This is a genomic window from Shewanella submarina (genome assembly GCF_042646185.1).
GTDB lineage: Bacteria > Pseudomonadota > Gammaproteobacteria > Enterobacterales > Shewanellaceae > Shewanella > Shewanella corallii.
Genome location: NZ_JBHRTD010000007.1, coordinates 38,018 through 52,673 on the forward strand (window position 1 = coordinate 38,018; position 14,656 = coordinate 52,673).

At 53.1% G+C, this 14,656-nt stretch carries 13 protein-coding genes and 1 riboswitch; of the genes, 10 read left to right on the plus strand and 3 right to left on the minus strand.

Annotated elements, in window-relative coordinates; translation table 11 throughout:
- Window positions 1-39 precede the first annotated feature (39 nt).
- A complete protein-coding gene (locus ACFOE0_RS07740; RefSeq protein WP_248937513.1) occupies window positions 40-1,179 on the minus strand; it encodes a GGDEF domain-containing protein in 1,140 nt (379 codons plus the stop codon).
- Between the two features lie 20 nt (window positions 1,180-1,199).
- Window positions 1,200-5,396 carry a response regulator gene (locus tag ACFOE0_RS07745; RefSeq protein ID WP_248937514.1) on the minus strand — a complete coding sequence of 1,399 codons (4,197 nt, stop codon included), beginning with the start codon at window positions 5,394-5,396 and terminating at the stop codon, window positions 1,200-1,202.
- Window positions 5,397-5,507: 111 nt separating this feature from the next.
- Here ACFOE0_RS07745 and ACFOE0_RS07750 point away from each other — a divergent pair, with 111 nt between their 5' ends.
- Window positions 5,508-6,632 carry a response regulator gene (locus ACFOE0_RS07750; protein ID WP_248937515.1) on the plus strand — a complete coding sequence of 375 codons (1,125 nt, stop codon included), beginning with the start codon at window positions 5,508-5,510 and terminating at the stop codon, window positions 6,630-6,632.
- 48 nt (window positions 6,633-6,680) lie between these two features.
- Here the strand turns inward: ACFOE0_RS07750 and ACFOE0_RS07755 are convergent, their stop codons facing one another.
- Window positions 6,681-8,330 (minus strand): electron transfer flavoprotein-ubiquinone oxidoreductase, encoded by a 1,650-nt coding sequence (locus tag ACFOE0_RS07755; protein ID WP_248937516.1) that lies wholly within the window; start codon window positions 8,328-8,330, stop codon window positions 6,681-6,683.
- Window positions 8,331-8,581: 251 nt separating this feature from the next.
- Window positions 8,582-8,716: riboswitch (molybdenum cofactor riboswitch) on the plus strand.
- Here ACFOE0_RS07755 and moaA point away from each other — a divergent pair.
- The 9 genes from moaA to ACFOE0_RS07800 all read left to right on the plus strand — a co-directional run bounded on the left by moaA (window position 8,704) and on the right by ACFOE0_RS07800 (window position 14,521).
- On the plus strand, window positions 8,704-9,684 hold the full coding sequence (moaA, locus tag ACFOE0_RS07760; RefSeq protein WP_248937517.1) for a GTP 3',8-cyclase MoaA: 981 nt from the start codon (window positions 8,704-8,706) through the stop codon (window positions 9,682-9,684). It overlaps the preceding riboswitch by 13 nt.
- Before the next feature lie 53 nt (window positions 9,685-9,737).
- Window positions 9,738-10,259: a molybdenum cofactor biosynthesis protein B gene (gene moaB / locus ACFOE0_RS07765; RefSeq protein ID WP_248937518.1), complete on the plus strand. Its 522-nt coding sequence runs from the start codon at window positions 9,738-9,740 to the stop codon at window positions 10,257-10,259.
- A 16-nt stretch (window positions 10,260-10,275) separates the two neighbouring features.
- Window positions 10,276-10,752 (plus strand): cyclic pyranopterin monophosphate synthase MoaC, encoded by a 477-nt coding sequence (gene moaC / locus ACFOE0_RS07770; protein ID WP_248937519.1) that lies wholly within the window; start codon window positions 10,276-10,278, stop codon window positions 10,750-10,752.
- A 4-nt stretch (window positions 10,753-10,756) separates the two neighbouring features.
- A complete protein-coding gene (moaD, locus tag ACFOE0_RS07775) occupies window positions 10,757-11,008 on the plus strand; it encodes a molybdopterin synthase sulfur carrier subunit (RefSeq protein WP_115139149.1) in 252 nt (83 codons plus the stop codon).
- Between the two features lies 1 nt (window position 11,009).
- Entirely contained in the window at window positions 11,010-11,459 is a 450-nt protein-coding gene (gene moaE, locus ACFOE0_RS07780; RefSeq protein ID WP_115139148.1) for a molybdopterin synthase catalytic subunit MoaE, read from the plus strand.
- Window positions 11,460-11,501: 42 nt separating this feature from the next.
- Window positions 11,502-12,266, plus strand: a complete 765-nt coding sequence (modA, locus tag ACFOE0_RS07785; protein WP_380711755.1) for a molybdate ABC transporter substrate-binding protein — start codon at window positions 11,502-11,504, stop codon at window positions 12,264-12,266.
- Between the two features lie 11 nt (window positions 12,267-12,277).
- Window positions 12,278-12,949, plus strand: coding sequence for a molybdate ABC transporter permease subunit (gene modB / locus ACFOE0_RS07790; RefSeq protein WP_248937520.1), 672 nt, complete (start codon window positions 12,278-12,280; stop codon window positions 12,947-12,949).
- Window positions 12,939-14,036, plus strand: coding sequence for an ABC transporter ATP-binding protein (locus ACFOE0_RS07795; RefSeq protein ID WP_248937521.1), 1,098 nt, complete (start codon window positions 12,939-12,941; stop codon window positions 14,034-14,036). The genes modB and ACFOE0_RS07795 overlap by 11 nt, the downstream gene beginning before the upstream one ends.
- Window positions 14,037-14,137: 101 nt before the next feature.
- Window positions 14,138-14,521 carry a NirD/YgiW/YdeI family stress tolerance protein gene (locus tag ACFOE0_RS07800; RefSeq protein WP_162807311.1) on the plus strand — a complete coding sequence of 128 codons (384 nt, stop codon included), beginning with the start codon at window positions 14,138-14,140 and terminating at the stop codon, window positions 14,519-14,521.
- The last annotated feature ends 135 nt before the right edge of the window (window positions 14,522-14,656 follow it).

A 14,656-nucleotide genomic window follows, 5' to 3' on the forward strand; every position in this document is an offset into this window, starting at 1 on the left:
CCGGCTTAATGCCGGGCTTTCTATTGCTGGAGTGGGCGATCAGGCCGATTTCTCAACCGGCGGTTCGTCGCTGCTGTCGTCATCCTTTTTGGCCTTGGCTGCTTTATGCCGTTTTTTGTTGGCGTACATGGCCGCGTCTGCCTTGCGGATAAGCTCATCGGTCGAGCTGTAGGCGGGGGGCCGGGTATCTGCCAGTCCCATGCTGATCTCCAGAGACTCCCACTCTTTTTCCAGGGCTACCCTGATACGTTCACACACCACCTTTTCCGCCTGTTTGGCATCACAATTGGGCAGCAGTATGCAGAACTCATCGCCGCCATAGCGGAAGCACCTGTCCTCTTCACGGCAGCAGGATTGGATTAGACTGGCCACATCTTTAAGTACTTTATCCCCGGCCAGATGCCCCAGCTCATCGTTGATGGGCTTAAAGTTATCTATATCCATATAGATAAAGCAGACAGCTTCATTCCTGCGTTGAGCCGCTTTTAGTACCTGGTTCATGATGGATTGCAGGTGCCTGACGTTCAGCAGGCCGGTGAGTGGGTCGGTGCGGGATTGCTCCTCCAGCTGTTTGGTGCGCTCCATCACCTTGAGCTCCAGCTCTCTGGCGTACTCTTCAGCTCTGATCCTGGCTATCTGCACTTCTGATACCAGAGAATGAATATAGGTGTCGAACACCAGGGTGTTATCGAACATCAGTAGCTTTTCCAACGCCCTGGTGACTCTGTCGTACTCCTCTTCGGATTTCAGCGTTTCACGCATCACCTCAAACAGAATGTTCTTCAGCTCCAGCATGGCTGAGAAATAGAGTTTGGGTTCAACCCCAATACGTTTGTGTACCATGCCGATACGCAGTATGTCGTTGACATAGGAGATACCATAGTCACCGCTGAACAACTGCAGAATATAACGACTTTGGGCCGAACTCAGACGGGCCATGGTGTCGGAGTCACCTATCAGCTGGACAATCTCTGGCACGCCGGTCTGGAAGTCGTGGAACTTTGTCAGCAGCCCTTCAAGCTCAGCTTCGATCAGGTCAATACATCCTCTGAGAATAACAGCATCACTGGGCTCAAACCCGAACAGCTGCTTGCGTTGCTCTATCTCATACTCATTTAACCCCATCTGCTCCAACAGGGTTTGGGTGGTTTTGTTGCTTGTCTTTAATTGCTGAACCATTGCTGTCCACCCAGGTGTAATCAGGTACCGGTTTTACTTTGGGTGATGAGCTTATCCAGCTCAGCCTGCGCCTTGGTAAAGTCAAACTCATTGATGGCTGACTCCACCAGGCTGAAGTCTATGCCCAGATGATCCAGGGCGTCGGCGTTTTGCTTCAGCAGGTCAATAAAGTCTATGGCCTGGGTATCAAAATTCTGCAGCAGCATAGAGAGCTGTTGCAGCTCCATCATAAACTCGTCGGCATCATAAGGGCGGACCTCTCTTGGAGCTTGCTCCTGTGCATCTTTCTGGGGGCCAAGATGGACAATATCCTGCTCCAGTTTCTCCATCAGGTCCCGCAGGGTGTCGATAAAGTCGGCGTCGGGCAGCTCTTTGTTGGCACCATTGGTTTCCAGCTGACGTCCCAGCTGTGACAGCCTGTCTGCGGAGATATTGGCTGCGGCGCCTTTAATGGTGTGTCCTGCAAGACGCAGATAATCATAGTCGGCCTCTTCCAGCGCATTTTGCAGGGTATCCAGCTCCTGTTTACGGCTTTGCAGGAAGGAGTCGGTGATCTGCCAGTAGAGTTTTTGATTGCCCCCCAGTCTGCCCAGACCATCATCCACATCCAGCACCTGGGCCTGATAGTCACCCTGGGTATTGGCGCTGTCACTGGGTTCAGCTACGGGGGCTTCCACAGGTTTCGGCTTTGATACGGGTTCAGGGGCCGGCTCTGCTTTGGCTGGCTGACTGGCAACTGGCTCTGGCTTCGGCGCTGAGCGCTGAGTTGATTGCTCCTCCTGCACAGCTTCAGGCTCCAGCTCAATAACATTGCTGGACTCCTGCTTATCCGGGCCGGGTTTATCAGGGCCTGGCTGGTTGTCATCCGTATCCAGCCAGCGGCAGATTTTGGAGACCAGTTCATCGACATTGATCGGCTTACCGATATGGTCGTTCATCCCCGCTTTCAGACAGGTTTCTACATCCTGATCCATGGCATTGGCTGTCATCGCCAGTACCGGCAGCTTATGCAGGGTTGGGTCTTTACGGATCTCTTTGGTGGCAGTGATACCGTCCATCACAGGCATCTGCATATCCATCAGCACCAGATCGAACTTCTCTTTGGCCAGTGCATCCAGAGCCTCCTGGCCATTGTTGGCGACAATCACTACTGGCCCATAAGGCTCGAGAATACCCTTGGCCACTTCCTGATTGGTTTCGTTATCTTCAACCAGCAGTAGACGGGCATCCTTCATAGCGCTGCCGTCGGCGTCCTTCTTGATTCTGTGGCTGGGCAGGGTGGTTTCACGCTGAATACCGAAGGCGTTCATAATGGAGTCGAAGATCAGTGATGGATTCACCGGCTTGATCACCAGACCGTCGAACAGCTTCTCGTTTTCGCCACTCAGGCCTATCTCGCGGCCGTAGGCGGTGACCATAATCACCTTGGGTGCTGCGGCCAGTTGTTTCTCTCTGAGCTGGCGGGTGGTCTCTATGCCATCCATACCCGGCAGCATCCAGTCCATAAAGACCACTTCATAGGGGTCGCCATCGGACTCGGCCTTACTGACTGCAGAAATCGCCTCGAAGCCTGTGCTGACAGTGGTGACTCTGAAGGTCATGGCTTCAAGTAGTCCCAACATAATTTCGCGGGCGGCATCATTGTCGTCCACTACCAGAATGCGTTTGTTGTTCATATCAGCCTGGGGCTGATAGAAGCGTTTGGCCTTGGCATCCTGCAGACCCGCCTTGATGGTAAAGCCGAAGATAGAGCCTTTACCCGGTTCGCTGGTCACCCAGATACGACCACCCATAAGCTCCACCAGACTCTTGGAGATGGTCAGGCCCAAACCTGTGCCGCCGTATTTGCGGGTAATGGAGCCGTCGGCCTGAGAGAAGGACTTGAACAGGCGGCCCAGCTGCTCTTCTGACATGCCGATACCTGAATCCTGGATCTCCACCTGCAGCATGATGCCGTCATCGAACTGCTCGGTCTGTTTGACCCGGACAATGACTTCGCCTTTCTCGGTAAACTTGATGGAGTTACCACACAGATTAATCAGCACCTGAGCCAGACGCAGAGGGTCACCCACCAGTGCGGTGGGCAGGTTGGGTTCGATATCAAACAGGAACTCCAGTCCTTTCTCGTCAGCCTTGATACCAATCACATTGGCCAGGTTGTCCAGTACCTCATCCAGCAGGAAGTCGATGTTTTCCACCGACAGCTTGCCCGCTTCCACTTTGGAGAAGTCGAGGATGTCGTTGATGATGCCCAACAAGGATTTGGCGGCATTATCTATCTTGGTGACATAGTGCTGTTGCTTGTCATTCAGGCCTGAGTTCATGGCCAGGTGGGCCATACCGATAATGGCATTCATTGGGGTACGGATTTCGTGACTCATATTGGCCAGGAACTCACCCTTGGCCTTGGAGGCATCGTCGGCGGCATCTTTGGCTGAGCGCAGCTCAAGCTCCAGGTCTTTTTGCTCAGTCACATCCACAAACAGACCCACAATACCTTTTGGTGCGCCTTTACTGGAGTAGTAGGTCGCTTCATAAATGCTGATATGACGTTGCTGATCTTCGGCATTCTTGAGGTTTAACTCGTACTGGGTGGCGCCGGGAGAGTCCATCAGGGCTTTTTCAGCATTGTCGAAGATAGCTGCAATCTCGGCAGGGAAGTGATCTTCAGGCTTGGTTTGCAGAATGTCGGTTTCAAACATACCGATAAAGTCACTGAAGCCATTATTTACACCCAGATATTTGCCTTCCGCATCCCGGAAGTACATGGGGCTTGGAATCGCGTTGAGTACCTGCTGATTAAATTCGAGCTGTTCGGCAATCTGACGCTCAGCTTTAGCCTGTTGCTCGGCGTTACGGGTTAGCTCCAGGTTAATGGCCAGATCAGAGCGGATAAGTCCCAGCCATTCCAGGCTGGCATCCTGCAGTGGCGAGGCGGTTCCCAGCTCAAGCAAGCCGATCACCCTTTCATTCACTTGCAGTGGGAAGAAGTGCAGTTCGCACAGGGTCAGTTCGCCGCTGACCAGAGGGATCTTGTATTTGTCACCCAAGTCACGCAGGGCGAAGTGCTTTTTGGAGTAGAGCAGACTCATCTGGATACTGTCTGCTGCGGTCAGCTCTCTGGAGGCGTCTTCGCTGTAGCCAAAGCCGGAGATACGGACCAACTGGCCATTGTCATAGGTGTACAGGCCAATCAAAGGCAGTTGGAAGCGACTGGCCAGGAAGTCGATAATACAACGACCGAAATCTTCGCCGTTCTCACTGTCGCGCATCACATCGGTGAACTCTTTAATGGAGGCGTTGGATTTCAGCTGGTTGCTGACTTCGCTGAAAATCAGGTTGAGTGCCTTGGCCTGGGGGGTAAAGGCACCTTTATTGGTCTCTCTGAGCTGGAACTCATAGTCGCGTTTGGCGACCTGGTTCACCAGACGTTTCTGCATTCTGTCTGCCGGTGACAGATACCAGCGCCACAGGAAGAAAAAGCAACTGATCAGAGCGAGCAGGGTAATGGAGAAGATCCACATCTGCAGATAGTTAAGGGTATGTAGATGATCACTGGAGGCCTGCCACTCGCTGGTGGCTCTGTCGCTGACGTTACGGTAGAAGTCGCCAATCGGGCTCATGATGCGCCCTTTTTCCTGGAAGTAACTGTTTCCGAACAGCAGATCCAGTGCTTTTTGTTGGTCCGGTGAGACCTTGAGTATCCCTTTCTTGTTGCGCTCCAATCCTTCCACTGCATCGAACGCCTGGCGTTCCAGATTGACCAGATTATCTGAGTAGGCCAGAGCCTGACGCAGCAGGCCCAGTTCCATCTCATTAATGCCGGACTCGGACATGCGCTCAAGCAGGGAGGCATAACGTTTATCCGGGTTGTTGCCCGGGCGCAGAATTTCAGAGGGCATGGCAACCTTGTCCCAGTACTCGAACTGGTGGCCATCCGGTACAGGCGAGATGCCATTGCGCACCGCGAGAACCTGGTTAAATAGTTGTTTCCACTTGGGATTACCTGTAGCTGCATAGGCGCGGGCGAACTTAGTCAGATTGTCAGAGCTTTGCTTTAACTCCTGTGCCAGCAGTATGCGTTCCTGGGTCAGTAACATACGCTGATCAAGGTTCCTGCTTTGCTCCTCAATCTGCACAAACAATATGCCCATAGTGATCATCAACAGGGTGATCACTGAAAAGAGAACAAGGAAAATAATCCGAATCGAGCTCATTGTGTTGTCCTGTTATCGCCTGAGTTGCCTATTTTTGCTGACACCGACTAGATTTAATTTATGGCATGCACTTGCCGACCAGATTAAGTGTAGGTCACGGGGGAGTTTTTTGTGGCAAATGGCCCATATCAGGGCAAAGAGGACAACACAGTGGAAATTAAAACAAAATCGAACGTGTTGATCGTGGACGATGCACCTGAAAACCTCCAGCTGCTGAATGGCTTGCTGAAGGACAGTTATCAGGTAAAAGCCGCCAATAATGGCGAGCGAGCGCTGGAGATAGTGGAAAAAACGCCCATAGATATCATATTGCTCGATGTTGTTATGCCAACGATGGATGGATATGAGGTCTGCCGCCGCCTCAAGGCAGATAGTAAGTATTCAGATATTCCGGTGATTTTTCTTACCGCCAAAGATTCAAGCCGGGATGAGCAGTACGGCTTTGACCTGGGGGCCAGCGACTATATTGCCAAGCCGGTGAGCCCGCCGGTGGTGCTGGCCCGGGTACGTACTCACCTGCAGGTAAAGGCCTCTCAGGATTTTTTGAAAGATCAGAACTCTTACCTTGAAGCGGAAGTGCGCAAGCGGATGAAGCAGGTCAGCGAGGTGCAGGATGTGACCATCTCAGCACTGGCCAGTCTGGCGGAAACCCGGGATCAGGAGACTGGCTACCATATTCGCCGCACCCAGTGGTATGTGAAGTTGTTGGCTGAGAAAGTTCGGGACCACCCCAGATTTCGTGATGAGCTGACCCCGGAAATCATTGATGCCTTCTTTAAGTCTGCGCCGCTGCATGATGTGGGCAAGGTGGGTATCGCCGACAGCGTGCTGTTAAAACCGGGCAAGCTGACCGCAGAAGAGTTCGAGATTATGAAGGGCCACGCCTACCTTGGGTTCCATGCGCTGGAGATGGCGGAGCAGGAGATAGGTACTGAGGATTCCTTCCTGACTGCAGCTAAGGATATCGCCCACTATCACCATGAAAAGTGGGATGGCAATGGTTACCCCAATGGCTTGAGTGGCGAAGATATACCTCTATCGGCTCGTTTGATGGCGATTGCCGATGTGTACGATGCGTTGATTAGCAAGCGTGTATACAAGGATGCCATGCCCCATGACAAGGCACTGGAGATTATCCGCGACGGGCGTGGCAGCCACTTCGACCCGGATCTGATCGATGCCTTCTTTGAAATTGAGCACCAGTTTATGGAGATTGCCGAAAAGTACAAAGACTGATACTTCCTCAGAGATAACAAAGCCGGGCAATGCCCGGCTTTTCTTTTTCTACATATTCGGATAGTTGGGACCGCCGCCACCCTCAGGGGTGACCCAGGTGATGTTCTGGCTTGGGTCCTTGATATCACAGGTTTTACAGTGGATGCAGTTCTGACTGTTAATCACAAACTTTGGCTGACCCTCATCCTCAACAATTTCATATACACCTGCAGGGCAGTAACGCTGGGCCGGTTCATCATACTTGGCCAGGTTCACCTGCACAGGAATATTGGCGTCGGTCAGCTTGAGGTGACAGGGCTGATCTTCCTCATGGTAAGTGTTGGACAAATAGACAGAAGAGAGTTTGTCGAAGGTGAGTTTGCCGTCCGGCTTGGGATACTCAATCCTGGGGTAATCACTGGCCGCCGCCATCTGGGCATAGTCCGGCTTGTCATCTCGCAAGGTGACAGGGAATTTACCGCCAAACCAGTTTTGGTCCACATAGTTGAACGCGCCACCCAGTAAAGTGCCGAACTTGTGCATGGCCGGGCCAAAGTTGCGGGAGCGGTACAGCTCCTCATGGAGCCAGGACTGTTCAAACCTGTCCTGGAAGCAGTTCAGATCTTTGCCGCCCTCGACGCCAGCCATCAGGGCCTCGCCCAGCGTATCTGCTGCCAGCATGCCACTCTTGATAGCTGTGTGGGTGCCTTTAATCTTGGCGAAGTTCAGAGTACCGGCATCACAGCCGATCATCAGGCCACCGGGGAAGCTCATCTTGGGCAGTGAGTTCAGGCCGCCCTTGGCAATGGCGCGGGCACCATAGGTAACCCTTTCACCACCGGCCAGATTGGCTACAATCACAGGATGGGTCTTGAAGCGCTGGAACTCATCAAAAGGGCTCAGGTGTGGGTTTGAGTAGTTAAGGTCAACAATCAGGCCTACTACTACCTGATTGTTCTCCAAATGATAGAGGAAGCCACCACCTGATGCGCCTTGATTCAGTGGCCAGCCACCGCTGTGGACCACCTTGCCAGGCTGGTGAAGCTCATCCGGTACTGTCCACAACTCTTTAAAGCCCAGGCCATAGTGTTGAGGTGACTTGCCATTATCCAGGTGGAATTGTTCAATCAGCTGCTTGCCCAGGTGACCGCGACACCCTTCAGACAACACAGTGTACTTGGCGTGCAGTTCCATACCTGGCATATGGCCATCTTTTGGCTGACCATCGGCACCTATGCCCATATCGCCAATAAGTATGCCTTTGACGCTGCCATCTTCGTGGTACAGCATTTCACTGGCGGCAAAGCCGGGGAAGATTTCAACGCCCATCTCTTCAGCCTGTTCGGCAAGCCAGCGGCACAGGTTACCCACGCTGATAATATAGTTGCCCTGATTGTGCATACTCCTGGGCGTCAGCGACTCGGGCATCAGCTTTGAGTCAGTCTCAGACTTAAACAGATAGATTTCATCGTGGCTGACAGGGGTATGCAGCGGGGCTCCGCGCTCCTGCCAGTCGGGGAAGAGTTCGGTCAGTACTTTGGGCTCAAATACGGCGCCGGACAGAATATGGGCACCCACTTCGGAGCCTTTCTCTACCACGCATACCGTCAGTTCTTTGCCTGAATCCCTGGAAATCTGCATCAGGCGGCAAGCGGTGGCCAGGCCGGCCGGGCCTGCGCCCACGATGACAACATCAAACTCCATAAATTCGCGTTCCATTCTCCCTCACTCCTTTTATTGTCCCGGTGATTTTCCAATTGTTTTTGTTGTTTTATTGGACGGGTTTGCGATTTTTTGTCCACCATACCCCAAATTCGTACTGTGTCCCAGCGAGAGATAATGTGCGGCATGGTTCAATATTTATTTTTTATGGGTGACCAGTGTCACAAATAGTTCACGCAAAGGTTAACGCCTGGATGAATTAGCGGCAATTCAGGTGTTAATTCGACGATTTTTGAGCATATAATGCGGTATTGACGGTTCTCCGAGCTTCTAACCCTACGTCCACATGATACGGGTTGTTAGCCGTGGTGAAAAAGCCACCGGGGTGAAGAAAGAAATGACTTCGCCTCCCGTGTTTGGAAAGGTGATCATGTCCCTGCTTCAAGACGACTTCGGTCGCAAATTTCAATATTTGCGCATGTCGGTTACCGATGTGTGTAATTTCAAATGCAGCTACTGTCTGCCTGACGGCTATCGTCCGGACGGTAAGCCCAAGTTTCTTAATCTCAATGAGATTGAAAACCTGATCAGTGCCTTCGCCAAAGTGGGTACCCGCAAGGTACGCATTACCGGCGGTGAGCCAACTCTGCGTAAAGACTTCACTGACATAGTGCGTCTGGTGGCAGACCATCAGGATATTCGCACTGTGGCGACTACTACCAATGGTTATCGCCTGGCCCAGCACGCCAAAGAGTGGTACGACGCAGGCCTGCGCCGTATCAATGTCTCGGTGGACAGTCTGGACCCGCGCATGTTTTACCAGATCACCGGCGAGAATAAGTTCGATGAGGTGATGCGGGGTATCGATGCGGCACTGGAAGCCGGTTTCGAGCGGGTAAAGGTGAATGCGGTTCTGCTGAAAGATCTCAATGACAAAGATCTGCCTGCTTTCCTTAACTGGATTAAGGGCACGCCAATCGACCTGAGATTTATTGAGTTGATGGAAACCGGTCTTGGCCACGATTACTTCAAGGCTCACCATCTGGCGGGTGCCGATATTCGTGCGCAATTGCTGCAAAGCGGTTGGAGCAAGGATATCAGCAGCAGTGAAGATGGCCCGGCACAAAACTTCAGCCATCCTGATTACCAGGGCCGTATCGGCCTGATCATGCCCTATGAGCAGAATTTCTGCGCCAGTTGTAACCGACTGCGGGTATCCGCCAAGGGTAAGCTGCACCTGTGCCTGTTTACCGAGTCAGGTGTCGACCTGAGGGATCTGCTGCAGTCACCTGAGCAACAGGGTGAGCTGATTGAGCGTCTGCATCAGCAGCTGCACAACAAGAAAGAAACCCACTATCTGCATCAGGGTGTGACCGGGGTAACCCAGCATCTGGCATCGATTGGCGGCTGATATTGTCGCCGGTGATGCGCCATCGCATTTGAACAATTTAAGTTGGAAGCTTTATGGGACACTGTACTCAAAGCCAGTTTCAGCCGCTGAATATTGCCGTGCTGACCCTGTCTGATACCCGTACCTTTGACAATGACACCTCAGGTCAGTTTCTGGAAGATGCACTGACTGAAGCGGGCCACAAGCTGGTGGACCGCAAATTGATCAAAGATGACAAGTACCTTATCCGCAGCGTGATCTCTCAGTGGATTGCCGATGAGAATGTGCAGGTTGTGATCTCAACCGGTGGCACAGGTTTCACCAAAAGAGACAATACCCCGGAAGCCGTGAGCGTGCTGTTTGACCGCAGCATTGAAGGTTTCGGCGAACTGTTTCGTCATTTAAGTTTTCTGGAGCTGGGCAGCTCCACTGTGCAGTCCCGTGCCCTGGGTGGCATGGCCAATGGCACAGCAATATTTTGTCTGCCCGGTTCAACCGGCGCCTGTCGCACTGGCTGGAAAATTCTGGCCGAGCAGCTGGACGCCCGCCACAGACCCTGTAATTTCGTGCCTCACCTGAAGTCGGTGGCAGAATAAACGTTAAGGATTTCCCATGACCCAGGCTTTTACCCATATCAATGCCGACGGCAACGCTCACATGGTTGATGTGACCGACAAACAGGTTACCGAGCGTGAAGCCCGTGCCGAGGCTTTTATCGAAATGGCGCCGGATACGCTGGCAATGATTATGAGCGGCAGTCACCACAAGGGTGATGTGTTCGCCACTGCCCGTATCGCCGGAATTCAGGCCGCCAAGAAAACCTCAGACCTTATTCCTCTGTGTCACCCATTGATGCTGACCAAGGTTGAGGTAGAGCTTGAGCCTCAGGTTGAACATAACCGTGTGCGCATTACCTCTCTGTGCAAACTGTCCGGTAAGACAGGCGTAGAGATGGAGGCTCTGACAGCGGCCTCTGCTGCAGCCCTGACCATCTATGACATGTGTAAGGCGGTGCAGAAAGATATGGTGATTACCCAGGTTCGCCTGCTGGAGAAGCGTGGCGGCAAATCCGGTCACTTCAAGGTGTAATAAGATGATTAATGTACTGTTTTTTGCTCAGGTTCGTGAGCTTCTGGGCACGGCCAAAGTTGAAGTGGCCTTCGATGAAAGCCTGACCACTACTGAAGCCCTGCGCGCTCATCTGGCGGCGCAGGACGAGAAGTGGGGCCGGGTGATGGCCAACGACAAGCTGCTGGTGGCGGTAAACCAGACCATCAGCAACTGGGAAGCAGGTGTAAAAGATGGCGACGAAGTGGCCTTCTTCCCACCGGTGACCGGAGGTTAATATGATTCGGGTTCAGACTCAGGATTTCGACGTACCCACTGAGTACGCCAGGATTGCCGTCGACCACAGTGACGGCGCAGTTGTGACCTTTGTGGGTAAAGTGCGTGACTTCAACGACGGCAGCAGTGTGACCGACCTGACCCTGGAGCACTATCCGGGCATGACAGAGTCTGTGCTGGAGCAGATTGAGGCCGAGGCCCGCGAGCGCTGGCCCCTGAACCATGTCACCATTATTCACCGTGTGGGGACTATGGCTCTGGGTGAGCAGATCGTCTTTATCGGCGTATCCAGTGCCCACCGCAAGGCTGCTTTTGCTGCCTGTGAGTTCCTGATCGACTTCCTTAAAACCAAGGCGCCTTTCTGGAAACTGGAAGCCGGTGAGCAGGGTGAGCACTGGGTGGAAGCCCGTGACTCCGACGAGCAGGCAGCCAAAATGTGGGAACAGGAGTAATCTGCTGTGAAAATCCTGACCCGGTCGCTGTCGCGATTCCTGATGTCTATCTCTTTGGGGCTGGGGGTATTGCTGCCAACGCTGATGGTACCGGCTTTTGCTGATACTCCGGCGATTGCTGCTGCAGCCAATATCAAGTTTGCCCTCGACGATATCGCCAAAGACTTTACCCGGGACACGGGACACAGGGTCAGGATCTCCTATGGTTCCTCCGGCAACTTTGTTGCCCAGATTAAAAATGGTGCACCGTTTCAGCTGTTTATGTCGGCGGATGAGAAGTATATCCATCAACTGGCTGCGGACGGTCTGGTGAGCGCTGAGCCGGTGGAATACGCCGTCGGTCGGTTGGCTCTTGCGGCACCGAAAAACTCGTCACTGACCCTGGATACAGAGCTTAATGGCCTTAAGGCCATGCTGGTGGCGGGAAAAATTAAGCGCTTTGCCATCGCCAATCCTGAACATGCCCCCTATGGTGAGCGCGCCAAAGAGTATCTTGAGCACTTCAATGTGTGGCAGCAAGCCGAGCCCAAACTCATCTATGGTGAAAATGCCTCTCAGGCGGCACAGTTCGCTATCAGTGGCTCCACTCAGGGCGGCATAGTACCTTTGTCGCTGGTAAAAGCGCCGCAGTTTATGGCCCGCGCCAACTATATTGAGTTGCCAAATGAATTCCACGGCAGCCTGGCCCAGGATATGGTGCTGCTGCCCAATGCCGGAGAAGTGGCGCAATCTTTCTATCAGTATCTGCAGTCCGACAGGGCCAGGCTGGTATTCCTCAACTACGGATTCGGTCTGCCGGCTGAATAGGAAACTGGACTATGGATTGGGAAGCCCTGTGGTTGTCCGTCAAGCTGAGTGCTATCACAGTTATTGTTTTGATCCCTATGGCGGTTCTTGCCGGCAGGGCACTGGCCTATGGTCAGTTCCGGGGCAAGTCCTGGGTTGAAGCCCTGATCATGGTGCCTCTGGTGCTGCCTCCCACTGTGATTGGTTATTACCTTTTAGTCGGACTGGGCAGTCAAAGCTGGCTGGGACAGTTGATTGAAAACCTTTTTGGTCAGCAACTGGTGTTCCATTTTTCCGGTCTGGTGGTGGCGTCAGTTATCGTCAATATTCCCTTTGCTGTGCAGCCGATTCAGCGCGCTTTTGAAACCATTCCCCAGGATGTGCGGGATGCCGCTGCCTGTTGCGGTATGAACCGCTGGACCTCACTGTGGCGGATTGAGCTGCCCATGGTATGGCCCGGTGTTCTGACCGCGGTTGTGCTCTGTTTTTCCCATGTACTGGGTGAGTTTGGCGTGGTGCTGATGATGGGCGGCAATATTGCCGGCGAAACCAAGACCATCTCCATTGCCATCTACGACAGTGTGCAGGCGTTCGACTTCAATGCTGCCGGTACCATGTCGCTGGTACTGCTGCTGTTCGCGATTACCGCCTTGGCCCTGACGACCAGTTTTACCCGTCGTTTGGGAGGTCAGCATGGCCGTTGATCTGCATTGCTGGGTTAATCAAACCCTGCCAATCCCACTGAATGCTGACTTTACCTGCCATGCCGGTGAAGTGCTGGCTGTGGTGGGGCCATCCGGTGGCGGCAAAACCACTCTGCTGCGAATGATTGCCGGTCTGGGCAAGCCTACTCAGGGTGAGATCCGCAGTGGCGATACCGTCTGGTTCGACAATAACGGCACCTGTCTGTCGCCTCAGGCCAGACATATTGGCTATGTGCCCCAGCACTTCGGCCTGTTCCCCAATCTGACTGCGCTGCAAAACGTAGTCAGCGCGCTGGATCATATCCCCCTGGACGAAAGAGTGCCCAGAGCGCTGGACTGGCTGGAGAGGGTGAACCTGCAGGGGATGCCGGACCGTCTGCCATCCCAGCTGTCCGGTGGCCAGAAGCAGCGTGTGGCTTTAGCGCGTGCATTGGCGCGGGAACCCTCGATTCTGCTGCTGGATGAGCCTTTCTCCGCGGTAGACAGAGAAACCCGGGAACGCCTGTATCTGGAGCTGGCCAGGTTGAAATCTCAGTTGGCTGTGCCTGTGATTATGGTGACCCATGACCTTAACGAGGCACTGCTGCTGGCTGACCGCATGATACTGATCAGTCAGGGGAAAATGCTGCAACAGGGCAAACCCCATGAGGTGCTTGCCCGTCCCCGTAACGAAGCCGTTGCCCGGCAAATGGGCCTGCGTAACCTGTTTAATGCCCATGTGGTGGCTCAGGATGAAGAGCAGGGCATTACCTGGCTGAAGATGGGCGAGATACTGATCGCCAGCGATTATGGCGGCAGTTTGGATATTGGCAGTAAGGTGCGTTGGGTGATCCCCAATCAGGGTATACGTTTCAACGCCATTGCCAGTGGCCGTTTATGTCGCAGTTTCAACAAGCTGGATGTGATTATCGACTCCATGCTGGTGATGGGCGAAACCGTGCGGCTTATCTGTAATGTGGTGGGAATTGAGGGGCAGTTGAATACCGAAGTGCCTTTACACCTGGCCACCAAGCTGGCGCTGGCGGAAGGTGTGCGCACCACTGTCGCGCTGAAATCTGACCAAATTCATATCCTGGAGCCTAATTAAAGGCTTAGAAATTCTTAACATTAGCGAAACTTAATCCGCGATTCACGGCAGCTTCAGTGGCTCTGAGCTAAGATATCCCAAAAAATATGAGGGTATTTGCTATGAGTAACAAAGCTGCTGCCATTTTGCTGATGGCTTCTCTGGTTTCAGCCAGCGCCATGGCTGCCTATACAGGTCCGGGTGTTGACGCCCAGATCACCACTGCCAGCGCGGTTAAAGACGCCAAAGACGGTGCCAAAACCCAACTGACCGGCAAGATTATCAAGAGCCTGGGTGACGAGAAGTACCAGTTCCAGGATGAATCCGGTGTTGTGGTGATTGAAATTGATGATGACCTGCTGCGCAACATTCATATTGATGAAAACACCCCGGTTGTACTTGTGGGTGAAGTCGATAGTGACTGGAACGGTCAGGAAGTGGAAATTGACGTTATCAATCTGCTGAACGATACGCCTGCCACAGAGACAGTGGCAGATCACAAGTAATCTATCCTTAAACTGATCTCTGCTTTGCCTGCTGAATCTGCTTCAGCCCGGGGCAAAGTGAGATCGGTTTTGCATATTTGGGGATTGTCTGGCCTATGCCGCATTTCCCTGGCTTCATCTATGTTAGATTGAAGT

Coding starts and splice junctions, on each gene's coding strand:
- ACFOE0_RS07755 (WP_248937516.1), bottom strand. CDS start 8,330: ATGGAACGCGAATTTATGGAGTTTGATGTTGTCATCGTGGGCGCAGGC.
- modA (WP_380711755.1), top strand. CDS start 11,502: ATGTCTATCTCTTTGGGGCTGGGGGTATTGCTGCCAACGCTGATGGTA.
- ACFOE0_RS07745 (WP_248937514.1), bottom strand. CDS start 5,396: ATGAGCTCGATTCGGATTATTTTCCTTGTTCTCTTTTCAGTGATCACC.
- moaB (WP_248937518.1), top strand. CDS start 9,738: ATGGGACACTGTACTCAAAGCCAGTTTCAGCCGCTGAATATTGCCGTG.
- moaC (WP_248937519.1), top strand. CDS start 10,276: ATGACCCAGGCTTTTACCCATATCAATGCCGACGGCAACGCTCACATG.
- modB (WP_248937520.1), top strand. CDS start 12,278: ATGGATTGGGAAGCCCTGTGGTTGTCCGTCAAGCTGAGTGCTATCACA.
- moaA (WP_248937517.1), top strand. CDS start 8,704: ATGTCCCTGCTTCAAGACGACTTCGGTCGCAAATTTCAATATTTGCGC.
- ACFOE0_RS07795 (WP_248937521.1), top strand. CDS start 12,939: ATGGCCGTTGATCTGCATTGCTGGGTTAATCAAACCCTGCCAATCCCA.
- ACFOE0_RS07800 (WP_162807311.1), top strand. CDS start 14,138: ATGAGTAACAAAGCTGCTGCCATTTTGCTGATGGCTTCTCTGGTTTCA.
- moaD (WP_115139149.1), top strand. CDS start 10,757: ATGATTAATGTACTGTTTTTTGCTCAGGTTCGTGAGCTTCTGGGCACG.
- ACFOE0_RS07740 (WP_248937513.1), bottom strand. CDS start 1,179: ATGGTTCAGCAATTAAAGACAAGCAACAAAACCACCCAAACCCTGTTG.
- moaE (WP_115139148.1), top strand. CDS start 11,010: ATGATTCGGGTTCAGACTCAGGATTTCGACGTACCCACTGAGTACGCC.